This is a genomic window from Corynebacterium parakroppenstedtii (assembly GCF_019754935.1).
GTDB lineage: Bacteria > Actinomycetota > Actinomycetes > Mycobacteriales > Mycobacteriaceae > Corynebacterium > Corynebacterium parakroppenstedtii.
Genome location: NZ_JAGSOA010000001.1, coordinates 1,234,642 through 1,260,632 on the forward strand (window position 1 = coordinate 1,234,642; position 25,991 = coordinate 1,260,632).

General features: G+C 51.3%; 18 protein-coding genes and 1 pseudogene. 3 read left to right on the forward strand and 16 right to left on the reverse strand.

Going from position 1 to position 25,991, the window contains the following annotated elements:
• Positions 1-372 precede the first annotated feature (372 nt).
• The 5 genes from KCQ76_RS05215 to KCQ76_RS05235 all read right to left on the reverse strand — a co-directional run bounded on the left by KCQ76_RS05215 (position 373) and on the right by KCQ76_RS05235 (position 10,694).
• The gene (locus tag KCQ76_RS05215; RefSeq protein ID WP_221914808.1) at positions 373-2,079 is read right to left on the reverse strand and encodes an AMP-binding protein; all 1,707 of its coding nucleotides are present in this window, start codon (positions 2,077-2,079) and stop codon (positions 373-375) included.
• Positions 2,080-2,284: 205 nt separating this feature from the next.
• Entirely contained in the window at positions 2,285-3,985 is a 1,701-nt protein-coding gene (locus KCQ76_RS05220) for an AMP-binding protein (protein WP_046203254.1), read from the reverse strand.
• Between the two features lie 275 nt (positions 3,986-4,260).
• The gene (locus KCQ76_RS05225; RefSeq protein WP_046203255.1) at positions 4,261-5,979 is read right to left on the reverse strand and encodes an AMP-binding protein; all 1,719 of its coding nucleotides are present in this window, start codon (positions 5,977-5,979) and stop codon (positions 4,261-4,263) included.
• A gap of 34 nt (positions 5,980-6,013) precedes the next feature.
• Positions 6,014-9,247 carry a bifunctional cytochrome P450/NADPH--P450 reductase gene (locus tag KCQ76_RS05230; RefSeq protein ID WP_046203256.1) on the reverse strand — a complete coding sequence of 1,078 codons (3,234 nt, stop codon included), beginning with the start codon at positions 9,245-9,247 and terminating at the stop codon, positions 6,014-6,016.
• Between the two features lie 574 nt (positions 9,248-9,821).
• Positions 9,822-10,694, reverse strand: coding sequence for an SGNH/GDSL hydrolase family protein (locus KCQ76_RS05235; protein WP_146003225.1), 873 nt, complete (start codon positions 10,692-10,694; stop codon positions 9,822-9,824).
• 491 nt (positions 10,695-11,185) lie between these two features.
• Between KCQ76_RS05235 and KCQ76_RS05240 the strand changes: the two are divergent.
• Positions 11,186-11,804: pseudogene (locus tag KCQ76_RS05240) on the forward strand (transposase); the annotation flags it as partial.
• A gap of 47 nt (positions 11,805-11,851) precedes the next feature.
• Here the strand turns inward: KCQ76_RS05240 and KCQ76_RS05250 are convergent.
• The 4 genes from KCQ76_RS05250 to KCQ76_RS05265 form a co-directional block, all read right to left on the reverse strand.
• On the reverse strand, positions 11,852-12,508 hold the full coding sequence (locus KCQ76_RS05250) for an IS3 family transposase (RefSeq protein ID WP_146003226.1): 657 nt from the start codon (positions 12,506-12,508) through the stop codon (positions 11,852-11,854).
• A 213-nt stretch (positions 12,509-12,721) separates the two neighbouring features.
• Complete coding sequence (locus KCQ76_RS11070) at positions 12,722-13,234, reverse strand: terminase gpP N-terminus-related DNA-binding protein (protein WP_046203259.1); 513 nt, start codon at positions 13,232-13,234, stop codon at positions 12,722-12,724.
• 127 nt (positions 13,235-13,361) lie between these two features.
• On the reverse strand, positions 13,362-14,102 hold the full coding sequence (locus KCQ76_RS05260; protein WP_221914809.1) for a hypothetical protein: 741 nt from the start codon (positions 14,100-14,102) through the stop codon (positions 13,362-13,364).
• A gap of 28 nt (positions 14,103-14,130) precedes the next feature.
• Positions 14,131-14,709 carry a hypothetical protein gene (locus tag KCQ76_RS05265; protein WP_046203261.1) on the reverse strand — a complete coding sequence of 193 codons (579 nt, stop codon included), beginning with the start codon at positions 14,707-14,709 and terminating at the stop codon, positions 14,131-14,133.
• 868 nt (positions 14,710-15,577) lie between these two features.
• Between KCQ76_RS05265 and KCQ76_RS05270 the strand changes: the two genes are divergently transcribed.
• Complete coding sequence (locus KCQ76_RS05270; RefSeq protein ID WP_102215122.1) at positions 15,578-16,975, forward strand: IS110 family transposase; 1,398 nt, start codon at positions 15,578-15,580, stop codon at positions 16,973-16,975.
• Positions 16,972-18,159, forward strand: coding sequence for an IS1249 family transposase (locus KCQ76_RS05275; protein ID WP_152646885.1), 1,188 nt, complete (start codon positions 16,972-16,974; stop codon positions 18,157-18,159). Before KCQ76_RS05270 ends, KCQ76_RS05275 begins: the two co-directional genes overlap by 4 nt.
• Before the next feature lie 396 nt (positions 18,160-18,555).
• Here KCQ76_RS05275 and KCQ76_RS05280 read toward each other — a convergent pair whose 3' ends face one another.
• From KCQ76_RS05280 to KCQ76_RS05310, 7 genes are all read right to left on the reverse strand, one after another.
• Positions 18,556-19,302: a hypothetical protein gene (locus KCQ76_RS05280; protein ID WP_146003228.1), complete on the reverse strand. Its 747-nt coding sequence runs from the start codon at positions 19,300-19,302 to the stop codon at positions 18,556-18,558.
• A gap of 17 nt (positions 19,303-19,319) precedes the next feature.
• Positions 19,320-20,366, reverse strand: a complete 1,047-nt coding sequence (locus tag KCQ76_RS05285) for a ParA family protein (RefSeq protein ID WP_046203317.1) — start codon at positions 20,364-20,366, stop codon at positions 19,320-19,322.
• Positions 20,367-21,278: 912 nt separating this feature from the next.
• On the reverse strand, positions 21,279-21,785 hold the full coding sequence (locus tag KCQ76_RS05290; protein WP_082089730.1) for a GDSL-type esterase/lipase family protein: 507 nt from the start codon (positions 21,783-21,785) through the stop codon (positions 21,279-21,281).
• A complete protein-coding gene (locus tag KCQ76_RS05295) occupies positions 21,764-22,090 on the reverse strand; it encodes an SGNH/GDSL hydrolase family protein (RefSeq protein WP_146003229.1) in 327 nt (108 codons plus the stop codon). Before KCQ76_RS05295 ends, KCQ76_RS05290 begins: the two co-directional genes overlap by 22 nt.
• 323 nt (positions 22,091-22,413) lie before the next feature.
• Entirely contained in the window at positions 22,414-24,189 is a 1,776-nt protein-coding gene (locus tag KCQ76_RS05300) for an oleate hydratase (protein ID WP_046203266.1), read from the reverse strand.
• 268 nt (positions 24,190-24,457) lie between these two features.
• Positions 24,458-24,931, reverse strand: a complete 474-nt coding sequence (locus KCQ76_RS05305; protein ID WP_046203267.1) for a VOC family protein — start codon at positions 24,929-24,931, stop codon at positions 24,458-24,460.
• Positions 24,932-25,003: 72 nt separating this feature from the next.
• Positions 25,004-25,915, reverse strand: coding sequence for a MerR family transcriptional regulator (locus tag KCQ76_RS05310; protein WP_046205067.1), 912 nt, complete (start codon positions 25,913-25,915; stop codon positions 25,004-25,006).
• Positions 25,916-25,991 lie beyond the last annotated feature (76 nt).

Consider the following 25,991-nt stretch of genomic DNA (forward strand, 5'->3'; position numbering starts at 1 on the left):
CCCTACTCCCATTCGGGAACCCAGCTTAATCCTTATCGGGTTGGTGTCTTACCGACCAGGTTACCCAACGCCCTTCTTTTGAGCAAGAGGTAGTGGCCGGGCTAAAAACACAAACATGTTTGGCTTGATCAGAGCCTTTTCAGAGAGGACTAACAGCCGGCATCAGATATCCGGTTCTTACACGGATGGACGTTGGCACCCTTTCCAGCTCAAACCACGAATGGGACATCTTCGACTACACCAAAACCTGTATACGAAAGCGGTGAGTAGGTACGTCTCCGTCACGCCGATATGGCGTGCAGTAGCAATCGGAGGTGGAAACGTACGCTACAACCGCTTCTCAAAAACCGCTGACGCTCCCCGGTGTTAGTCCTACTCGACGGTGGAGTGCCCGGGGAGCTTCTTGCGGATGACTTTGCCCATGGGGTTGCGGGGGAATTCGTCAACGAAGAAGACGTCCCGGGGGCGGTGCCCCTCGGAGAGTTCATTGACAACGTGCTCGCGGACTTCGTCTGCGGTGATCGGGTCGGTGCCTTCTTCCCTAATGATGTAGGCGCGAATGGCCTGACCATACTGGTCGTCCGCGACGCCGTGGACATAGGAGTCGTGGATCCGCGAGTGCGAAACAAGGGCGTTTTCAATCTCGATGGGGAAGATTTTTTCGGCGTATTGGGTAATGATGAGGTCATCCCCACGGCCGAGCACGTGGAGCATGTTGCCATCGGTGATGTACCCGCGGTCGTGCATGCAGATCGCACCGTTGATGGTGGGGATGTCGATGTCTTGGTCGGTGTACCCAGCGAAGAGGTCGTACACGGCAACCCAGATAAGGCCAATTTCGCCTTCAGGTACCGGGTTGCCGTCCTCGTCGCGGATGTCGACGATTTCGCCGGGGTAGATGCGGCCACTGAGTGCGGTGTCCGCGGCGAGTTCTTCGGGCCGTGCGACGGCGATCGGGCCGGATTCTGAGCTTCCGTAGAGGTTGCACAGGACGGGTTGCGCTTCTGGGCCACCTTCTAGGCGACCAAATTTTTCGTTGGTTTTTTCGATTTCATGCGCAGCCAAGGGGCTACCTGCTGAGACGATGAAACGAAGCCCGTCAACGTGGTCAATTCCTTCGTTATCCATATAGGAGACGATGGAACGGAGCCGCGATGCAGCCGAGCACATCGCCGTGGCGTTGTAGTGCTGGATGTCGCGCAGTGTTTCTTCCGGAGAGAAGCCCCGTCGAGCAATGATGGTGGATTGCGTAAATAAGGATAAGACGAGGTTGGCCCACCCATAGTCGTGGAAGAGAACACTAGTGAGGATGACAGTGAGGCCCCGCTTCCAGGGAATCCCTGAAACTAATGGTGCCGCCCCTTGCGGCGACTTGAAAGCCCCACGGATCACGCCCTTCGGCATTCCGGTGGTTCCCGACGTCATAACAACGTGGAAGCCACGTTTCGGACTTAAGGGTAGCGAGTCTGTTACTCGGGCCTGCCTGATGATGTCATCCATGGTCTCATGACGTTCAGCAATGTCGGAGTTATCGACGTGGCCGAGGATGATGTCATATTTATCTGTGGCGTCGTCTGCGAGCATGGGGAGGAATTCATCGTCCAGGATGAAGACGTCAATGTGGTTGAATGCCAGGACGTGCTCGAGCTGTTTTGCCGACGTGTTGGCGTTGATCATAAAGATGTTGAAGCCCAGCATGTGGCGGCACGTAAGGGGGAGTATGGCTGCCCTACCATTGCGGGCTAAAACAGCGACGTTGGTGCCGGCCTTGACTCCGCGAGCCTGCAGGCCAAGGGCGAGGCGGTTGGTGCACTCCCAAAATTCGGCGTAAGTGAGCTCGCCATCGTCGTCAACGAGCCCTAATCGGTCCGGATTCATCCGGGCAGCCATGGATAGCATGGTCGTTTCCAGTGCTCCCCAGCGGTAGAAGCTTTTCGCTGCGGCGGCGATGTCGCCAGGCCTCATGGGCTCAAGGACCTCAAGGTCCTTGAGAATACGCAAAAAGTAGCCAAACTGCTGAAGTTTGACCTTAGCAGGTGCTCCGTGGTTGATCCGCGGAGTGAGCGTGAAATTTGACAAATCTACATTCCTTTAAGCGTTAACTACAGACAAACTAGGGTAACAGCTGCAGTTTCAAAATCGGAATGAGCCTATCAAGCGTTACTTTTTACGGAAAAACTACCATAATGCCAGGTAAAGCAACCCCGGACACTTCACACTTTCTACAAACAGAATCAGCCTAACGAATACTGAGTAAGTTAGTTAGTTACTTTAAATGTTCTACCTAATCGCTGTATTCTTCCCCATAGTGTGGTAGCGCCCGCTTGATAACTTTCCCCGCTGGACCGCGGGTGAAGTTGTCCACGAAGACAACATCTCGTGGAACGTGCGCTTTAGAAAGGTGCTCTTCCACCCATTTCCTCACATCATCGGCATCCGGCCCCTGTGAATCAGCAGCTCGAATGACGTACGCGCGGAGCGCTTGTCCGGTTGTTTTGTCGTCAGCGGCGAGGACAGAAACATCCTGCACGCCCGGCATTCCCATGATGCTTTCTTCGAGCTCGATGGGATATACCTTTTCACCGTACTGTGTGATCACTAGGTCATCAGCCCGGCCACGCACATAGAGCTTCCCATCACAAACAACTCCACGATCCCCCATCGGCCAATAACCGTTGATGGACGGGATTGAGGTATTGGGGTCGGTGTACCCAGCGAAGAGGTCAAAGCAGGAGATGGCAACGAGGCCTTCTTCCCCTTCCGGAAGTTCGTTTCCGTCCTGATCGAAAATCTTGACGACGCATCCGGGGTAGATTTTTCCAGTCAGCTCCGGGTCTTTTACCAGCTCATCTGCTGGCGCGACAGCAACGGCAGATGTTTCGCTACTCCCATACATCGAGTACAGCACAGGGCCAAACTTCTCATCTGCCCGCTTGATTTCATAAGGAATGAGGGGGCTCCCGGAGTTCGTGATGATCTTCAGCCCGTCATACCGATCCATCCCCTGTTCATCCATGTAGCCAATGACTTCCCGAATACGCGTCGCGGCTGTAACCCACATCGTGACGTCATACTTTTTGAAGTCGTTGAGGACCTGGCTTCCAGAAAAATGCCGGCGAGCTATGACGGTGGACTGGGTGAAGAAGGCAAACCCCATGTAGGCCCAGCCATAGGCGTGGAACAGGACCGCTGTTAAGAGAAGGGTCATACCACGTTCTAGTGGCATAGCATCTGCGACCGACGCGAACCCCTGGGGTGAATTTAATGGCCGGCGTACCACGCCCTTGGGCATGCCAGTGGTTCCCGACGTCATCACCACATGCATACCCTTATGTGGCTTTTCAGGCAGCTCGTAATCCGAAGGAGCGGTTTGGATAAGCTGGCTAATCGATATGTAACTATCGCCATCGTCATTGTTACTAGCCGATGGGTTGTCGCGATGGGCTACGAACACGGTGCGGTCCCGAGATTTATCTGTGAGCAGCGGAATGAATTCTTCGTCCACGACGAGGGCGTCTACCTGGTGAAAATCGAGATAGTGCTCGATTTGGGGTGCCGACGCGTTCGCGTTGATCATGAAAATGTTGTAGCCAGCCATCTGACGTGCGCAGAGTGGAAGAATCGAACCGCGCCCGTTGAGGGCCATAACCGCAACATTAGCGCCGTCACCCAACCCACGGGAGTGCAGCGCCTGAGCTAATTTATATGCGGCGTCATAGAGCTCTTTGTACGTCAGGGTCCCGTCATCATCGATCAATGCAGGGCGGTTAGGAACTTGCCGGGCTCCCCGGGCAATAATAAAGCCCTCTAGACCACCCCAACGTTTAAGATCCTTCAGATCTTTTCTGAGGTCAGCCCACCCATTGGACTTAACAAACCCTTTTTGGTGCGAACGCTTAAGCAGCAGGACAAGCTGCTTGAAAATTTCCTTTTTAGAAAGTATCCGAGGCACCCGCGTTTCAAAAGTATAAGGTTTAGTATTCATTAGCTGAAGATCTCTTCCCGTGTCAAAAAGAACCTCACGGACAAAACTACGCTCAAAACTTATATTCTGATCCAATATTTAAAATCGAAAAGGAACCGCCTGTCATTACAACAGGACGGTTCCTTTTCTAAATTATCCTAAGACTTCCTACCAGAACCTCTAATCAACTAGGTATCACGACGGACGATCCATCCGAAAAACCAGCTCGTCAAAACCTACTGGAGAAGCACGTTCGACACTGCAGTCAGCAACCTGAATCAAAATCGGACTTGACTCTAAGATTCTGGAGCTGTCGAGTGATCAGGCAGCTCGTGTCGAATAACTTTACCCATCGGGTTCCTAGGAAAACTCTCGACGAAGAAGACGTCTCTCGGGACGTGAGCCTCGGAAAGATGAGCCTTCGCGGTAGCGCGAATGTCATCTGCGGTTAATTCGCTTGGTGCTACCCCTTCGTTGCGAATCACGTAAGCCACGAGGGCTTGCCCATACTTCGGGTCTTTGACCCCATGTACGTGAATGTCATCAATCCGGTCGTCTCGTACGAGGAGATCTTCAATTTCAGATGGGAAAATTTTCTCACCATACTGCGTAATGACCAGGTCATCCGCGCGGCCAAGCACGTACAGCTTACCGTCTTTAAAGTAGCCCTTGTCTCCCATTCGCAGCATGCCGTCAACTGTTCTCATTTTGATTTTCGGATCTGTGTACCCTGCGAACATGTCATACGTTGAAGCACAGACCTCACCAGACTCCCCCTCCGGAACCGGATTACCGTCTTCATCACGAATCTCGACGCGAACTCCGGGGTAAACGGTCCCTGTCAACGTGGGATCCTTTGCTAGCTCTTCAGCACTGGAGCCCGCCAAAATAGAGGTTTCAGTGCTTCCATAGCCGTTAGCAAGGATACGTCCGAACTTAGAATTAACCTCTTCAACCTCATACGGCATTAGGGGACTACCGGAGGAAATTATGAAATCTAGCCCATTGACTCGTTCGATGCCAGCATTGTCGAGGTAAGTGCAGGTTTCCCTCAACCTAGACGCGGCACTAGCCCAACTATCAATGTTGTACTTATCGATTTCCTTGATGACTCTTTCCGGATCAAACTTCCGCTGAGTGATGATCGTGGACGTTGTTAGCAGGCAAAGTACGAGTATTCCCCAGCCGTAGAAGTGGAACAGTACAGAGGTCAGAAGGAGACGCATGTTGCGGTGTAGAGGATATGCCGCCAATGCCGGGGCGACCCCTTGAGGCGACTTGAGCATCCTTCGCACCACGCCCTTCGGCATGCCAGTGGTTCCCGACGTCATCACCACGTGAACTGACCTCGGAGGATTCTTGGGAAGGTTGTCCTCGCCAAAGCGATAGGCTGTTTCTGGGACCGAAGCACCGTCGATGATATTTTGTAGCGTTTTCAGACCCTCATCCGCGGCGCTAAAGCCATCTTCTTCGTATCCAATAATCACCTGGACCGTAGCTTTAGTTTTGTCCGTGAGACGATCGTAAAAATTACTATCAACAATAATTGTCGTGATCTCGTGAAACTCAAGAACTTTTTCGATTTGCTGCCCCGAGCTATTCGCGTTGATCATGAAAATATGATATCCGACCATTTGCCGTGCAAATAGGGGGAGAAGGACATCCCGTCCATTTAATGCCAGTACTGCTACATTCTGTCCCGCAACGACGCCATTATCCTGGAAACCATGTGCCAACCTTAGAGTTTCGTCGTAAAGCTCCTTGTACGTGAACTGACCTTTATCGTCGATGAGTGCCGTTCGGTCGGGATCCTTGCGGGCGCTTATCGCAAGATTTCCTGCTTCTAGGGCACCCCAGCGCTTTAGGAACTTCGCGTTTTCGCGTATTCCTCTTATGCCACCTAATTCGAAAACGTCAGTACGCTTTACCTGTTTGAGGAAAAATAAAAACTGCTGAACTAACTGCTTTTTTGACACATGCAGATCAGTCTTCGGGTGCAGGGTGTAGTCGGCCATAGGACCTTCTCCTTTAATGGTGCGTGCAAATCGACTAGCTGAAGACATCACAAACGTAAGTGAAGTCTTCACGCTCCATCGATTCAACCTTTTCCTGGGCAGTGGTGATATCTGAACCGTCTTTATCAGCAATAATCTTCGTTATTGTTGCTCTTACGGCCGGGGCGAGGTGTTCGGCATCACCACACACATAAATTCGTGCCTCTTGCTCAAGTAGTTCAATCACATCAGCACGGTCTACCCACAACCTGTCCTGAACATGCTTAACCTCGACGTTCTCGGCTCCCATCGTCTCCGGGTGACGCGAAAAGGCTTCGCGTACGTCGACGGCACCAGTTTCTTCCCACTTCATGAGTTCGTCTTTATACAAGTAGTCCGAGGACGCACCGTGGCAACCATAGAAAAAGAGACTCCGACCCAAGTGGTCATCACTATTCTTCGCACGGACAACATTTTCTTCGAGAAAAGCACGCATGGGAGCAATTCCGGTGCCGGCCGCAACCATTATCATTGGTCGCTCGATCGACTTTTCAGGACGGAAGTGCGCATTCCCCGGCGTTACCGATACTGAGATCCGGGAACCTACCGGTTTATTGGCCAGCCATGTGGTAGCAACCCCTCTATACCTCCCAGAACCAGACCACGCTGGTGCATCAATTTGGGAAATAGTAAGTTCTGCCAACTGCGGATCCCTGAGGGCCGAAGACGAGATCGAATACTTCCGAGGCTTCATGGGTTGCAACATACCGAGAAATGCCTCGAATGTTGTATCGATGGATTTAAACTCGGTTAGCAAGTCTAGAACCGATCGGCGTTTGTCTTGGATTTCCCGTTGATAGTTTTTGTCGTCAGCGAGTTCCTCTAACTTGGCTTTTTCAGGAGGACATACGCATTCGCTAGCCAGTTCGCGAACTTGACGGACAGAAGCTGGCGTGTTGAGCTCCACGTAGCCTCCAATTAACTCACTCACCGTGACGGGGACGTCGAGGGGGAGAAAGCTTGACCTGCCGTCTAAGCGGACTTGCTGGTCGGCGGACAGATCGAATTTAGATAGCACCCGCTCTACCTGTTCAGCCGGGTTCCTCGGCACAAATTCAAGATAATCGCCGGTCTTGTACTCCGTCCCCTCAGGCAGGCGAATCGCCATCTTCCGCTTGTGGTTAATCGGGCCATCAGCTTCGGTGCTCAAAACCTCGTTTTCTTCTATGACAGCGTTAACAAAACCGTTTTCAGGTTCGTCGCGAAGCACGGTATTCCTGTCGCCAGAAATCATGGAGACAGAAACCTGATCACCAATCTCGCCTGCATCCAGATCAACTCCGGTCAGGGTCGAGATCCGGTCCCATAGCTCTTGGGACCAGTCTTCGAAGGCACCAGCATAATCCGACCGGACGTCAGCCACACCGCGGTCCAGAATTCTTTCTGCACCCAGGGCTTCTAGCTGCTCATCGATCAAGGTTGGGATCCGTTGGAACGTGTTTGCCCATTCACTGTTGCCAACGCCAAGAACAGCGTATTTGACCCCGGAAAGATCCGCATCAACGGTGGAGGTGAGCCAATTAACGAACTTGCGCGCGTTGTCGGTAGGAAGCCCCTCATATGAAGCTGTACAGATTAATACTGGCTGATCGGTAGGAAGGTTTTGCCCAACTACCTCATTTAACTCCTTAAAGACTACATCAAAACCTTGGGCCTGGCCGAAGGTAGCTAGCTGGCGCGCAAAGTTTTTACTCGTCCCAGCATTAGAGCCATACAAAATGGTTAGACCGTAACCATTTGGCTCTTTCTGCTGAAGGCTCTGACCAAGATTTCTGTTACCCGCCTTCTCCTCTTGGTGCTTTTTCGGAGTACCCGTCATACCGAGATAGGGTCGCCCCTCCCTCGGTTTGATATGTACGAAGAAGTCTTTTGGTTTACGGGTTAGACCATCAAGGAAATGGAGCTGATAATTCGTGTCTTCAAACTCGAATTCAAAGTGCTGGAGCGCCAGGGCCAACGTCAGAGTGGCTTCCTGGAGGGCGAAGAACCGGCCGATACATGAACGTTGTCCGTTCCCAAATGGTTTCCAAGCGTTATGCGGAATTTCCGTTGCACGTTCGTTGCTAAACCGATCTGGGTCAAATTTTTCAGGTTCTGGCCAGACACTTGGGTCGCGATGCAACAGGCTGAGTTCTATGAACAGGACATCACCGGGTTCAACTCGAACACCCTCCGGCAACACTTTTGACCCTTTCCCAACGACCGTGGGTTCAAGAGGCGTTACAGCATATCCAGGCGCCGGTGGATACTTTCGTAGCGTTTCACGCAATATTTGATCAAGGTAGCCGAGATCTTTAATGTCGTCGTACTCCGGGAACCGGCCATCGAGGACATTGTCAACGACCTCACGAGCTCTTGCCATAACATCAGGGTTTTTCAAAAGCTCATAAAGGGTGAAACTAAGAAGTCCTGAGGTAGTTTCGTGACCAGCAATCAAGAAGGTAATTAGTTGGTAACGAAGATTTCGATCGCTAAGTCCCTTTCCGGAGGAGGGATCTTTTGCAGACAGCATAAGATCCAGAACGTCCTCTTCACCTTCGGGAGAAGGGTTTTGTTTGCGTTCAGCGATGAGGAAGTCAACGAGGTCCTCCATCACCGTAACATCGTTATGGAACCGACGGTCAGCGAGGACGTTCATCTTCTTAGCGAAATCGGGGAGGTGTGCGCGCTTCCCGGACTCATCGAGACCATCCGCCATCGCGCCAATGAACGGATGAAGTTTCTCGGAATAGAACGAATTGAAGCGGTAACTAAACGATGTCAGCGCGATAGTATCCAACGTCAGACGTGTGAAGTCACTCGGTAGATCAACCCTGGCATCACTCCGGACTCGCGACCATTTGTACATTAACTGGTCAGCTATATCCGCCATCCCCTCGTACATCCCCTTTAAAGCGACGGGTGTAAAAGCGGGCATCAATATCCTGTGAGCACGTTCCCACTCCGGATCATCCTGGTCCGCTGTGAAGAGACCATTTCCGGCGAAGGCGCGAATCTCGGCTAGCGAATCATGGATATCCTTCTGAAACCTAGATTCGTCAGACAACTCGTTCGCGAGTTCGAAGGAAGTGATCACGTATAGCGGTGCCTTATTCGGCAGGTGGTGAACATAAATACCACCATATTGGTGAGCCAACTTCTGCGCGGATTCAACCACTTTGGCTGGATTAATCGCGTACAAGGTCCCAATGCCGGGTAACGGTCGCGGTCCGGGAACCTGGGTATTCATTGAAATCCAATCCTAATATAGAAGTTCGAGGCACCGCCTCCATTCGAAGTGTGACGATGCACAGCGGAACGGGGTTTAGAGCCGTTTGCTATCACGTTCTCCGGCGCTTAAAGACCCATAATATTCCATAGGGTAACAAAACTATATTGCCCAAAAGCGATCACAATGGCCATCAGATAATCGATCTAATAGTTTTTGAAAGCTTCTAATGCTCAACGGGAATTACAAGCCCTGTCGAGCGTGCGCGGAAAACTTAACGAGCGCCCGGACCGAAGCCAAATGCCGATTTAATGAACTGAATCAGCTTCTCAACACCTTAACCTCAACAATTAATCGAGCCAATCCGAGCGGTCTGTCACCTAAGGCTATTTAAAGAAGTACATAATATCGGGAGCTGCGTTCATTAATCGCGTTGCCCAATCTTCAAAATTCCAGGTACCCGTGGTGAAAAATAGCGGGCCTTTGGGTGCGTATGTTTCCCAAAAACTTTGAAAATCCATTTCAACCTTTCAAATGAACAGGAAAATCCGATTTTACTATTTACGACAGCTTCAGTGTAATTACCTACACGCAGTTAAGCCATATAGCTACGGACTTTGTCCGCATAGAACTGGTTACCATCCGCCGTCAGGTGTGCCCATAGGTTGTGCTCCTGATCATCCACTAAGGAAGCCGACAAGCGATGGGGATTATCAGTGCAACCATTATTATTGTTAGCAGCGTTGATTTCGGCCATCATGTCAAGATATGGAACACCAGCTTTTTCTGCAGCTGATCGCTGCCAATCACGGACGAAGTCCTGTACAGGCGACCAGCCTCCGCCATAGACATGGCTTGCAACCCCAAAAAGATTGGTGGGACAGATGTTATTGTTTCCGTCGGTCAGATCGGGGTATCCGCCGACTACAATTCTGGCGTTGGGAGCCGCTTCGCGAACCCGGTTAATCTGGTCTGCAATAGTGTTAACGAACAAAGCCTTGTGCTCTTCAAACGGTAGGTCGCCGTTCTGATAAACGTCATTGAACCCAAAAATCACGCTAACTAACCGCGTTTTGTTGTTCAATTTACCTTCATGAATTGCCGTATCTACCTGCGAACGGAAGTTGTGCGGATGCTCGGCCGCGGCCGGAGAAGCGGCACATGCATAGTTGTTTGTCTCAATTCCAGTATCATGTGCAATCCGATTTGGGAAGTTATCCTTGCCCAGTGCGCAGTGCCCCGGTGCCAGCTCAGGAATATTCAGTTGGGACCTAAGCTGTTCATTGGCTTGTGCGGAAAGCTGAATCTGCGTTGGGTTTGATGGAATTGAATCACCAAAGCTGACGTAATTTCCGTCTTCAGCTTTTGCCTCAAAGTTGCCCGAGGTCACAACGCCACCAACTGCTGCAGTGGCAGACACTATCGCAGTGGCAGCGATCATTTTAACGCGGGTTTTGAGTCTAGTCACAATTTTTACCTCTTCGGAGCGGACGGTTTCGGTTAGCGCGCACTACGCCTCCTTTACGAAGTGAATCGGCAAGCGAATCACATCTGTTACACCGCGGTAAACGTCGACATAGATAAGTTGCAGGCCCCAAGGACCTGGTTGGCTTTGACAATACGCTAGGCTTACTACCCTTACAACACGATCAGCAGTGCGTAAGGCTTTCTGGATCGCTTGTGCAGCAGACTATGGACTTTTCCGATGGTGAGTCGCCCAGTGGGAGTCCGATTCGTTGCGCGTTATAGCGCGTTATAGAACCTTAGACATTCATCGACTAGGACAGGGAGCTTAATCTTGCGCTCCCAACAGTCCCCTACACCAAGTTTCTTGGCCTCTGACCAGTCGGAAGTGAACTGCTCCCCGTTAGTTGGACTGAGAAATCAGACCCCGACTAGCAAGGAGCAGCCCTATGAGACGACAAAGTTCTCTGAGCGAAGACCAACGTGAACAGCTTGTTGAACTATTTGAACACGGCCTGGGCTACACGGCCGCGGCACGACGACTGGGTGTTGGCGTGAACGCAGCAAAAATACTTCAGCGACGGTTCATCCTTCATGGCAGACTATGCCTCATGGAGCCCACCAAGCAGCGCTATTCCTTCGAAGTAAAAAAGGAAGTCGTCAAACGCTTCAACGCAGGCCAGTCCAAGATGGAACTGGCCGAAGAATTCGGCTTGTCCTCCGACCACACCGTCAAAACCTGGGTGAGAGCATGGCGCCACGGTGGCGATGAGGCACTGCGCCCCAAACGCAGAGGCCGACCACACGGTCCGGCGACCCCAGTAAGCCACGAAGCCCAGCTGCGCCGTAGGGTTGAACAGTTGGAAGCTGAGAACGCTTACTTAAAAAAACTGAGGGACTTGAGAAGCGGGCGGCGAGGATAAAAACCCAGATCATCGCCATTGGCAAGTCAAAACACCGCCTGGGCGATCTCCTGCGGGCAGCCGGTCTTGCCCGTTCCACCTACTTCTACCACCTGCAGCGTCTGAACCGCCCCGATAAACACGCCGATCTTAAAGCGGCGATACAGGCCATATTCACGGCCAACCAGCAGTGCTACGGCTACCACCGTGTCGTAGGGGATAAATAGCGAAAAGGCGGTGCGGACTCTTTTTGGACAGGCTATGCCGTCATCATACGGCGGCGTTCTTCAATAGTCAGTCCGCCTAGCGTGTTAGTGATGCGCCCGGTGTTGTAGAACTTCAGATAGTCTTCCACCGCGGCGGCGAGCTTAATCTTGCTTTTCCAGCGGTAATCGTGGAACATCTCAACCTTCATCCAGCCAAAAAACGCCTCACATACAGCATTATTCGGACTGCACCCTCTCCTCGACATCCATTTTCTAAAACCGACTGTGGTGGCAGCATCACACCAGTTCCGACTGCGATACTGACAGCCCCGATCAGAATGAATCACCAGCTGTGATGGATCATCAGGCGGGTCGTTGGTCAGTACATGCTGAAGGCTGGCATCCACGAGCTCCTGGTTCAGGTTGAAGCCGATAGACCATCCCACCACCGTAGAATCAAAACAATCAATCAGCGCTGACAAATAGACTTTCCCATCGTCAGCAGCCATGTCGGCAACATCCGTTAACCACAACCGCCCCGGATAGTCCGCGTGAAAATTCGGCTTGACCAGATCAGGGGCCGCCGGTGAAACCTCTCCTTTATAACTTGAATACCGAGCCTTGGTTCGTTTGTACCGCACCACGATGCCGTCTTCTTTCACAATGCGTCGGATAACTTCCTCACTGACAACGACACCGTCGCGGGCCAGTTAGTACTTCAGCCTGCGGTACCCGTAGGTAAACCGGGATCGACGAGCATGGTCAGCCACGGTCTGACGTAGCCCGGCATACTTATCCAGCCGGTGGGATGCCTGGAGTTGATAGTAGAAACTCGACGGCGCCAGACCCCCGGCGTCCAGCAGCATCGCCAGTGGTAACTGTGTGCGTAACGCGTCGAGTGGCCCGCGTTGTATGCCGATTACTCAGCTCGCCGCGAGTGAGACCCGCATCTTTTTTACCAGTTCCAGCTCCTTGTCAACCAAAGCTTTCTCAACAGTGAGCGTGGCTAGTGTCCGTTTAAGTTCGTCGACATCAACAGGAAAGGATGCTTCCAGGCTCGCCCGGGTGGGGAAACCGGCTCGGGTCTCTCGTTCGCGTTTACACGTTGAGGCCCACTCTCCCTTATCACAATAGGTCTGGGCCCAACTATAAACACTCACCTTCGAGCGCAGGCCGAACTTCTCCGCGACACATTGCGGGCGGTAGCCTTCTTCATACATTTTTGCCGCGGCCAACTTGGTGGCAAACGGGTAGTGGGTCAACTTCTCATGACGAAACGGTTTCGACTTTGTGGTATTCCGTTCCCGCAGCCACTTATGCAGCGTCCAACGACCCGGGTAGCCCAGGGCCCGCACCGTCTTCGTCGCCGACTGCGTCTGGTCAAACTTCTGTAAAGCAGCCTTTTTCTCTTCCGGGGTGTATCTACGGTTAGCCACGGGATCAAATCCTCCAGGATTCTGTCCGCGCCGCCGCCTGACGTATAACCTGAAAGCGAATTAAGTACACTCTAAATTGGACTGCCCAAGGCAAGCACGAACAAAAACCTTACACAGGTTAGGACACTTACCAACCTAAATCAGTCTTTACGCCGACGGCCGTGCGGGATGTGTTCCGTTCATTTAAGTACAGCATATTTCGGTCCAGAAGGCTAGCAGTCCCGGCAAAGATCCCTATCCTATGCTTCCTCAATATCGATCTTTCTCTAAACGGTTTATCTCTGACAATTCCCGAAATACCCAAGGACCAGAAGAAAACAAACGCAATAACAACACCGAACTTACTACCCCATCCGGATACGACAGTGCTCAATACTAATTGATACAATATTGACAAGGACCCGGCCGTGAATAAAATAAAACCGAGCATTTTATAGAAGGTAATATTCGAGCATTTATCACCGGTTGGATAATACCATCCCCTCAAACCACGAACACGAAACCGGATCACCCCCCTGTTTAACTCAATAGTAACGAGTATGCGAATAATTAGTTGCATCAGGGAGAGACCCAAAATGCTAAAAGCGCCAAACTTGACGATCGAACTGATGAAGGTTAAGGAGTTCGAAGTCAGGTAAGTGTACGTTAAGTAGAGTACGATAGCCATAGCTACACTTTTCGCACTACCCACCATCGCTAGTCGAATAATTACCGAGCTCATATTCATCGACTTTTCTTTTTTCCGGAAAAATCTTCTATCAAGTTTGAGTAAATGTTTAATTGTAAAAACATAATTCTCATCGAGAACACCCCTGGTCACTAAACGGTTTTCTTCGTCGGTTTTTAGATTTTCTCTTTCTTGCGCCATTGCTCCCCACCCGGTACGAACCTCCTCTCTACCCCCGTTCTTGGATAGCTGCCAAGTTATCGGAGCGCAACCGCTCCTGCAAATCGACAGCTTCATTGACCTGCAGAAATATCCATAAAAGCAAAGAACTAGTAATTAGCCCTCTTAAGTTATTGACATTTATCGCACCTGGTAGATATGTGGAATAAAATCCTTCAACGCCAATTTGAATGAGATATAAAACTACGTAAAGTCCGCTCAAGAACTGTATTGTAGTAGTGAACGTCGCGAATAGACGTATCTTGTTTAACCCAATTCGCCTCGACTTCGCGTTTTCAACCGTGAATCTAGTGTGCTTGTACTTTGTTGTATTCATATTTTCATTTACAAAGGGCAACCCGAGGGTTAGGCCAAGTGCCATACCAATTGCCCACTGGTCTACTATTTCAGGGCGGAGCGCAACCATTATCGTTTTCAGGAAATGGTTGATACTTCCCTTGGTCGTTCCACCGTCCTGCCCGCTTAAAAACCAGCCAAAACAAAACGAAAAAACGGTGAGAATAAACAAAAGAGTTGCGCCCATTAGGAGGTCGGTGAATTGTTTATTGATATATTCTTTTAACATCATACTACTACCCTTTTCCTCACCGCACCCAGCTCAGGAACGCTAAGCTTCTCTTACGCTGTAAGTTTACACCCGTTTGCCGTACGCTAAATTTCCTTCAGTTTTTCTACAATTTCAACCCGAACGTTTCTCAATCTGAATTTTACGTGTTCACCGGGTTTGCGTGAGCTTTATATTAAGCTCTCCTAATTCTAACATGTTCGTTTGGGTCAGCGGCTCACCTCCCAGCGGTCGGCCTCACCCCCACATGATTGGCTTAGGCAGGAAATTTAATGCGTCCCCCCTACAGCGGGCTAGTCCAACTCCCTTTATCCGTAGCTAAAAAGGGTAACGTCATACCTCATGCGATTAACATAGCTGTCTCGCCCGGTTACCCGTGCTTTTCCGAGACTCTAAAAACTCGGCCGATCACATCTAATACGGGGTTCCGTCCCACTATCATTTTGAGTATAGCAATTTCGGCGTTAAAGACTTCCCGAAAGCAATAATTCTTGTTAGTTAAAACATCTAGCGCTAGAAGTTCCGAAGACTTCCGTGTAATGATCGCCTTCCGACCTACCAGCACGCAGTAACCGCTCCGCCAATCTCAATGTGGGTTTTCCTCGGAATCAGGGTTGTACGACAAAAATATTGCCGGTCGGCATGTAGCCCGAGGTTAGACCTGCCTCTTTTGGATGCCGATTGAGTGTGTGCAGGCGGCGTCGAGGGCGTTGTCATAGAAGGCCAGTCATCCTGTTTCACGGTCGGCTTAGTTCGCCGGCCCACGTCACGGCGCTCCGCAATGGCAGGGTTGTCGATTCTTCGGCGTGGGACCACGACATTATTCCATTACCGTTTTAGGTGATCCTCTTACCCGGGTTGTGGAAATAGAATGAGTCTTGCTGCCCTCCCGGTGGGAAGGGGGTTAGTCGCTGGATCCGGTATGGCTCTTTTATATTCTGTCCGTGATGATCCGCGGGGTGTTGCCGCCGGAGTTCAGTGGCGTCCGAGGTTTGCTGATAGGAGCTTGGCCCCTGCCCGCCGCGCAGTGAGGTCTCATCGTAATGTGGTAGCCAGTTCTCGGCTCGCCCAGACATATCCAGCGGCGGATTCCACACACACCTCGACGATGGGAAACACGATGCCCTGCTACGACGTGTTCCTAGGCATCGACGTAGGTAAATACTTTCACTACGCCTACGCAATGGACGCCTGTGGGAACAAACTTTTTGCAACAGTCACCGCTCAAACCAATCAGGCACTGCGACGCCTGTTTCAACGAGCACGCCACTATGGACGAGTCCTGGCAGTAGTCGACCAACCGAACAATATCGGAAAACTCGTCGTCACCATCGCACGAGACATGCAGATAGACATCGCCTATCTTCCCGGACTGGCCATGCGAAATCTGGCGCGGACCTATACGGGAAACTGCACAACTGATAAGCGAGATGCCTACATCATCGCCGATGCTGCACGGACCAGACCCGATGCGCTACGGCCCGTCGATCGTGATCACGAAATCTTCACCCAGCTGAAGTACCTCAACGGCCTGGACAATGACCTACGCCGCCACTACACCACTCACGTTAATCAGCTGCGATCGACTCTGCTGAGCTGCTACCCGGAATTGGAATGCGCCCTACGAGGCCAAAAACTACATTTCACCTGGGTGTTATCCCTGCTGGCCCACTACCAGAACCCAGAACGTCTACGCCGAGTCGAACCCAGTCGACTTGCTAGCTTTGCTCGCCGCCGTGGCGCCCGATCACCCGAATCACTCATCGGTGCCATGTGTCAATCAATACGGCAACCAAGCGTAGCCATGGGCGCCACAGATCAACTCAGCCTAGGCATAGGGCTGCATGCCAACTATATGCTGCGCCTGGCCGAGGACCGTCAGGCCATCCTCGCGCACGTTGACGCTCTCTGCGGTCAACTGCCTCACACTGAAATTCTGCTATCTATTCCGGGAATAGGGATCCGGACAGCGGCACGGATACTCATGTGTGTCGGTGATCTCAGCGCTTTCGCCACGCCAGCGCACCTGGCCTCCTACGCCGGCATCTGTCCCCAACAACGACTGTCGGGAGTGTCGATCAACAGCTCGGGGCCTAACCGAGGGGTAAGTAGCAGGAAGTGTGTCCCGATGTGGCCATTACTGCTGGCCAGAGGGCATAAAAACACCAATAATAATGCCGCCGGTGTTATTATCGGCCTCCCAATGGTCAATACACGGACAACGCGCCCACCTGTGGTATCGGGGCTGCTGGTTTACTTTCCCCGGTGACAACAAACCGACCACGATGCCCCGTATGTACTGGGCCGATGAAGAAAAACGGAACAACAACAGCCGGCACACCACGATGGCGATGCACCAACCCCCACTGCGGAAGCTCACTATCCCGCCGCCGCACCGACAAAGCCCGCACCCGCGATGTCCGCGCCTTCCACACCTACGTCACCGGCACCACATCGCTGTCGGATATCGCCCGCCAGCACGGAGTGAGCCGATGGACAGTCACCCGCCGGTTCCGCACCTTCTGGCTTATCGACATCCCCAACCAGCCCGACCCCGACCGCATCTACGACCACATATTTATCGACGGCACCTACACCCAAGCCGGATGCCTCCGCATCGCCGCCAGCCTCGACCACGTCATCGCCTGGCACTGGGCACCCACCGAATCAACACAGGCCTACACACAACTATTAGCCAGCATCGCCCCACCCCTGTGCGTCGTCCTCGACGGCGGGCAAGGAGCCTTAAGCGCGATCAAACACTGCTGGCCTGAGACACAAATCCAGCGCTGCCTCGTCCACGCCCAACGCGTCGTCCGCCGCTACACCACCAGCCGGCCCCGCACCGATGCCGGGCGCACCCTCTACCGGTTGGCGCTGACACTCACCGGCATCCGCACCCAAGAGCAAGCAGCACAATGGATCGTTCACCTGCATGAATTCGGGCAGGTCTACAAAAAATTCCTCAATCAAAAAACGGAGCTGCCCACCGAACGGGCCACTCTCAACCGCACCTGGGAATGGACACACCTGCGCGTGCGGAAAGCCTACAACTCACTGCTGAATCTCGTGGGCAACCAAGGGCTATTCGCCTACCTTGACCCACCACCACAGGCCATCGAACCCCACCGCTGGGTAGCAACCACCAACAGTCTGGAAGGAGGGATCAACACCCAACTCAAACGCCGAACAGATGCCCACCGAGGCCGATCCGGACAACACCAACGAAAAATGCTGGAATGGTGGCTTTATACACACACGCACCTGCCTGACGACCCACTCGAGATCGCCAGGCAGTGCACTTTCGGCCAGGATCAACTCGCCAAAGTAACCACCCTGACCTATAACGAGAACCACGCCGACCACCACACAGGACGACCAGCCCTCTACGACAAGGGTATCCCAACCGAATACACACACTCCATAGGCATCCGAAAAGGACCCATGCGCTAACAAAAACAGCCCGGCCCGCGACACGCCGACCAGACACACTTTTTGCTACTTAACCCACAAATAAATAATGAATAAACCCTTAGATAAAAAACCGAAATCCGCTTTGAACACTTTGAAAAAGCAGCGAAACCGGACGGAAAATCCAAGATTAAGAATAAAATTGGAAAACACCGCAATAATGAGCGAGCCTACCCTAGAAATCTGGACCACAAAACAGGGCCGACGACTCATGCTCAACAAGTCGCAAAAACTATAGGGGTAGAGATCACGACGGTAATACGAATCACATATAAAAAGAACACGCTTACTATTGTGATACAAAACAACAGTGCGCCCATTTAGATAAAGAACAGTCGGGAACCACTTCCGAACCACCAAATAATAGAATTGGAAGTATTAGGAGCGCCAAACGAGACCGCGCCGCACACCCCTAAGGAAAGATTTACCCACGATAGCAACCGACTCGACGTGTTCACTTTGACAGATATCGCAAAACCTAGTTTCAGATGCAGGAGACTTTAATAAAGAACCTTGACGATGTGCTGCATCGTGACGGAAAGTCAGGACATCCTCAAACTCGTTCCTGACCGTTTTGTAAGAAGCGACATGCGTCAGATTTGAAGTGGAGTAGGCATCGGAGCTCAAATACCCCTCGATAAGTTCCCGGAGTTTAAAACCAACGCCTAGATCACGAAGTAACGAACAAATGGCTTCCCAGTTTTGGTAGCTCCGGCGTTCAAAACCCTTGTATATCTTAAAATAGCGAAGGCCATGGGGAGTATATTGCTGTGGGTCAATGAAGTCTGATAAGAACGCCTTGAATGCAGAAGCGGCCAGGTTCAACTTAACTTCACTTTGAGGACGATAACATCCCTCTAAGTAACCAATAACAACACACGGCGCTACTTCTTTCAAAAAACTGTCCAACGATGATATGAGGTGTACCGGCACCAGCATATCCATTTCCTGAAAGAATTCTTCAGAAAGCAGGAATTCACTTTTTCGCGACTCCCGGATGGTCCGAACTCTTTGGATACTATGCTGATCGGATAACTCTTTAATTAACCCGAGGCCTTTTTTTAAATTCGCATCGAAGACCGACTCAAGTAAATTGAGTCTATAAGCTAAGTCAGAGACATCCATTGCACTATTCCCGGCTATCATATTGCTTCAATTGTTCCCGTAATTTGTTTGGCGAGGTTGGTAAAGATTTCATTGAACTTTAAAACGTTTTCCATTTGCCCCTTCGCAGCCGCTCCGCTAGTGGTTAATTCTGACTCAGCTAACTGATAGATTGGTTTTCCGCACGTCTGCGCTGTAGCGATTAGCGAATTAAAGTTTGGTATTTCGGCAAGTTCATACTTGACGTCATATTGGGAGTAAACATTATCATTCAATACCATACCGGCATCACTTAAGGCTGGAATCAGAGTTTCCACAACGGCATTCTGTAGTGATTCCATATAACGCCTAAATGATTGTGTGGGCAACTTATTTCTTACGTTATAATTTTGCACCACGGTACCCAAAAATTTGGGTGTGCTCGGAGTGAATTTATAGATCATATCACGATCGTCAAAAAGCTCTAACCTATTAATCTTTTCCGCCCACCTAGCCCAATCCGGAAGGACTCTCGACAAGCTATCAATAGCCATCACCGAAAAAATATCCGGCATCATAGGAACGATGAAATAGTCAGAAAGAAGAAGATTAACTTGATTTAAAGCCCCCAAACTGGGACTTAGGTCAAGTAGTATGTAGTCTAATTTATATTTTTTATTTAATAGTGTGTACAGATTGCCAAACGAGCCGGGAACGTTTTGCATTGCAGGCATCACCGCTCCCATATTCATCGCGGTTGCCAACTGTGTTTCAACTTCAGCCATTCGCACATTACCCGGGAGTATCCAGAGCCTTTCTTGATTTCGCACCTTAATGACATCCGGTGTTTTTATTTTTTCTCCGGTCCCTTTCATTGCAGGCTTCAAAGCTGAATGTAAGTTTGATTGGGCGTATGACTGATAATCTTTAGGCAATAAGCCACTTTGCCCTACTTCTAAAGCAGATCCTGTGAGATTGCACTGGGGGTCTAAATCAATCATCAGGACGTTTTTTCCTAATTGAGCCATTTTCCATCCGACATTGAAACATGTGGTGGTCTTACTTACTCCACCTTTGTTATTGAAAAATGCTATGATTTTCATCATTTTCACCAATCTAATCTCGATCTTGCTACACCGAACAGCGACGGGTGTCAGCTTTCCTACTACTGCCGATTACCAAGGGCATGGTTTTGCGACCGATAGTTTTATGTTAGGTTGGTCGCTGGCGCATAGCAACCCTTTTTGCACATTTCTCTCCTTTAGGAGTTTCGAATCGGGGGGGGGAGTTCGGTGCAGCCGGGTGCTTCATCGATTCCTACGAGCTTTCCAGATACAACTAGTAGCCTTCACCTGTTACCATCGCCAAGTCTCTTAAGGTTAGCCGTAGGTTGTAACGCGCGCCCGTAGCGTAAATGCTGCCTTCTTATGAGGGTACGGTTGTTGCCCTCTTACTAGGGTGCAATTGGAGCTGTACCGGCCGCGTTGATCACTCGTTGCCCTAGCCACCGTCCAGCCGTTACTGCTACAATCTCTGCACGCACGGGTTATATTTCCCTCACAGGGTCATTTTATTTCAGAAACTGCGCCCCATCACTCGTTCCTTTAGCCATAAAACGAATCACTGGTCTACAAAACCGCTACAAAGGGGATTACTACAGCGTCGGCATTCGCTCTGGAAACCGTCTATACTGCGCGACACTCTAGAACCCCATACTGACCGCGATGCACGGGCCGCATCTAGTGAGTCCCCCCCCGGTATGCTTGCAGCCTGACCGGTAACGGTAATCAGCCCGGTCGAGACTTCGGGAAAGAAGTACCCAAATGTCTGTGACAGTGCCAAAAGCCCTTCGACTCGGCGCTGGAGGATACGCCTTACTGAAGTGTTGAGCCTACGCTACGCTGTCCCCCCTATGGCAAGAGCCTTAGTTTCAGTTTGCCTTACCCTTTTACCGACACTTAAATGAGCTCTTTGAGCTTGTCAGCGTAAAACTGGTTGCCAGCGGCGGTTAATTGACCTCACAGGTTATGCTCTTGATCATCGATATCTGCAGCAGCTAATCTTTCGCCTGTACCACAACTATTATTGTTTTTCGCTGCATTTATATTAGCAAACTTATCTAGGAAGATAGCTCCGTTTTGCTGAGCTAGTTTTCGCTGTGATTCCCTCACGCTAGCCTGAGTCTGATCAAACCCTTTTACGAAAACACGAGACACGTTACCCGCAAAGTTAATCGGACAAAGGTTGCTGTGCCCATCCGACAAGTCAGGATAGCCCACGACGACGATCTTTGTATTCGGGGCTAAGGAGCGAACTCGTGCTATCTGAGACGACATCCCCTCAAGATAACTAGCCTCACGAGCCTCTGGTGATTTTTGTGCATCAGGTTCAAGATAAATATCGTTCATTCCGAAAACGATAGTCACCAGTCGAGTACCACCATTTAGAGAATGGTCCCCCTCAGCCTGATCGACTTGCGCTTGGAAATTAAAAGGATGTGCCACTACACCTGGGCACCTGAACACGCGTAATTCTTTACAGGAACTCCAGTATCATTCCCCATACGGTTTGCGTAAATGTCCTGCCCAGTCGCGCAATAACCTGCGGGGATTTTTGGAGTCTTGAAAACTTCTCCTAATACAGGGTTCCGGCCCGCCAAGATTTGAAGCATATTTGGATTAGCAGCTAAAGAGTCACCGAAGCTGACATAATCTCCCTGATCATCAGCCCGAACATTCGATGCATTAGAAGCTGCCAGTCCTACTCCTGTAAGCAGTCCCATTGCCAGCAGACAAGCAGGGAGGGAAAGCTTCATTGAGCTGATTTTCATTCGTAGAGACCTTTCAAAAGAGATCATGCTATCGCAAGGAATAAAGATAGGCCATTGTATAAATCCTAATTTTCTAAGAACGTATTACATACCCGACAGGCCATCCTCAATGACAATAAAGAACCGGCGTCACCAGCTAGAGCCTCTGGCATGCTCAGGCTCTAAAGGTGTGGAGACACCATGCCAACCACGGCTTGGTTCCACGTCATCAGACTATGCCGGCCCATAGCGAGAACGTTATCAAAGGCACCATCCCGTAATACAGCTGAGACAATATCCTTTCTTCCAGCGCATACTGATGTGAACCACCTGCCCACTACAAGTTAACTGTTTGCGCCCTTAGGAATGATGTTCTCGTAGTAGGTGTTCTTCAAGAACTTCCTCAGGAGCTTTTCACCTGGCAGTTTGCCGTCGTTCATCGCGGAAGCTGAATGTAGCAGGGCGCGAATGTCGTATTGCACCGGGTAGATCGGCGGAATATCACGCTTGAGGTTCAACAACCCATAAACAGCCATTTGCCCTGTTCGCGCCGACCCCTCAGTGGTGAATACGCAGTCATCCGGAGTTTCGACAAACTGACCAGTAAAGCCCAGGTTGGTGGAGCCCGCAGGCACAGGATCAGGCCGGTCCCCCGCACCACGCGGAACAAATTCGGACGTGATGTACGGCATCACGGCAAGGCGGACTTTGGTATGTTTGATGGTTTTCTCCACATCGTCAACACCGAAGTGGTAGCAAAACTCGCGGAGAATCTCCTCCCCCGCGCATTCCAGCATGGGCTTTCCGGTTACAGTGCCCTTCTTCCACCAATGAAGACCATAGGCCCACGCGACACACAGCCCGTCCTGCTGGCCAGGGAATTGGGGCTGACGGTGGACGGTGAGGGAGCACAACCAGGGTGAATCCTGTGCTGTGATGATCCCAGCCGTCACTGCTCGCCCGTTAAAAACGTCGCGGTGGGTCAGTTCCTTAAGCTTCTGAGTAAACGGGTTGTCATAGCCGTCGTAGAAGTTGAAGCTAATCGACTCCCACACCGTGGATTCTGGGTCCGAGCAGAACCGCTCTGGACGACCACAATTCGGAGCTTTAGCAGCAATGTTCTTCCACAGGCTCCACGCCGGGCCAGGGGTCTTCTTAAACTCCGGTACCGTGTTCATGTCCCCGTAGCCGGTGGATTCCGTCAGTGAACCATTGGTGACGATCCCGATGTCTTGAGGGCGCGTCGGAATTGTCTCCTTATTCGTGACAATGCCCGTGACAGTGAAGCTGCTTCCTTTGACGTCGATATCGAGGTCCTTGACGCAGGTTCCATATTGGAACTTCACGCCTTTGTCCTTCAGGAAGTTACGAAGGGGCTCAATGAAGCTGGTGAACTGGTTGTACTTCGAGAACCGGAGGCAGCTGAAGTCGCTGAATCCTGGCAGATACTGCAGGAAGCGGTGGAAGTACCGCTTCATCTCTGTCAGCGACTGATAGTCCTGGAAGGCGAACATGGACCGCCACAAAGTGTAGAAGTTGGACGCGAGGAAGTCTTTGCCAAACCAATCCTCGATTGTCTTGTAATAGGTGTCTTCCTCTTTAGCGAGCAGTAGTTTGACGATCTGCAATTGAGCTTTCTTGCTCAGCTCCAGCTTGGGATTCTTCAGCCGGGTTTGGGCTTGGTTGCTGATGATCCGGCAGTTGGAGATGTTCGGGTCTTCTTCATTGACCTTGTTGAACTCATCCAACACCGTGTGGGGAGCGGGCATCTCGATGGCCGGCACATCTTTCATGATGTCCCAGAAACACTCAAAGTGCTGTCCCATCTCGCGCCCGCCGCGAGCGATGAAACCATCCTGGTTATTACCAGCACCATCGAAGGAGCCACCGGCAACATCGAGCTGTTCCAAGAAAGTGATGTTCTCCCCCGGCATTTGCCCATCACGAAGCAGATAACCGGCAGCAATGAGGTTACCGATACCACTACCGACGAAGTAGGCCTTGCGGTCTTTAACCTCCTGAGGCACTTCAGGACGCGTTTCGATGTACTTGCCCATGTCATTTTGGACGAAACGATTGCCAAACTGATCGGTGGGGTACGTCGACTGGTAAATACTCATGAGCGAACTGCCTCCATAACCAACAATGACAGACAACGTTTCTCAACTTTTCGGAAAGTACGTCGATCTGTCTGAAGATAAACTTTACGTTAATTCGGAGGTACCAAACTGTCAATAAAATTATATGTTTTAATCAAAAACAAAATGAAATAATGGATCGCGATTAGTTATATTTTCTGCGGCCCCTATTTTTCACGATTTTCACGTTCGCTGAGCCTAAATTTATGTGAATTACAGCCACGATTCGGACAATGAAAGGCGGCGATGACTAACCGTTCATCTCGAACGTCTCGGCCCAGTCAGCCGCATCCCCGAAATCTTGCCTCCGTTGTTGAGTAAACACGACGTGATGCCCATCCGGATCAATAACATGAAGATCGCGAGTAAACCACGGTGTGTCCTCGGAGTCACTAATCGACACCAAGGGCGAGTCTTCCGCACGGGCAACCAGCGATTGCCGTAGCGCTTCAATGTCCTCCCCGTGCACAGCGATGGATAGCAAACTCGCATCAGGGTTCGGCCGGGCACTTCCCGCAGCAGCTCGCACCAACAAAATATCTTGATGCCGTAACCGTCGTAGGTGAACAACGGCAGGTTCACCACCGGGATCAGCCCCTGGAACGCGCGCCAAGGTGATAAAACCCGCGGTCTGATAGAAGCGTTCACTCCGCTCGAAGTCTTCGACGGCGAACGTGGCAAACATGGGCATCGGATAGATTGTCCGGTCTGGTGACATACTCATGGAAGCAGTATCACAACCTCACGCAGCGTCACTGCAAAACTGCGGGCAGTCGTCGGCAGTGAAACACCCTCTCTACTCCCACTGAGCCGAGTCCGCATTCACGCCATAACAGGCAGAGTTGGCGTCGATAATTTTCCGCATCCACACAGATAAACCGTCACCATACCTGTCAAAATGGGCGGCAAAACGAGGATCATCGGTATAAAACCGCGCGATAAGCACATGTTTAGACGGTGTCACCGGGAAATGTCGCGATAACAGCTTTCTATGTCGTTCGGCCAAAGAATTCGCCTCTGGGCAGCCGGGGATAACGCCGGAACGCATCGCATAGGCACACGCTTGCTCAAGCTCCTGCATTTCCGAAGCAAAACTGCGCCACTCTGCTCTGCCCATATATTTTTGGTTTGCTATCGACTGCGCCCAGTCTTCCATATCTCCCCAGGTCGCTTCGGCCTCCTCGGCATAGACTCGATATTTCGGCTCGCCAACAATAGTGGCTATCTCATCCAGCGAAACCGGCCCACGTGGACGACATTGTTCCAACAACCGATCGACAAGCTCCAATTTGCGGGCTACATCGTCTCGATCCTTCACGAGGGCCCGGCGCTGCTGCTCAAGGTTCCGAACCAATACCGAAATCTGGCGGGCATCCATATCCTGTTGAGCCTCCACAGATGGCGATGTTTTTGGCGACGTCTCCTTCAAACCTTCGGAAACGTCATCGTCGTGAGCAGCAGGCCCTTCCCCCAAAATCTCTTTCACCTGGCGTAACGGCATCCCCGTCGATCTATACACCAGGACCAACTGAGCCCGCTTCATATCAGCGGTTGAGTACACCCGATGACCTGCCCATGTCCGTGTCGACGGGCACAGGACTCCCCTCTCCTCCCAATAGTGGAGAGTCCGGACCGATACCCCCAGACGTTCCGCGAGCTCCCCCACCGTGAACACGTGGGCACTGTCTCCATCATTATCAGCCGTCATATATCAAGTATTTCCCCTCACGTCGCGTCAGGTTCCAGTCAGACGTGGCGGGGGCCCTGGTGTTCACCAGGACGCC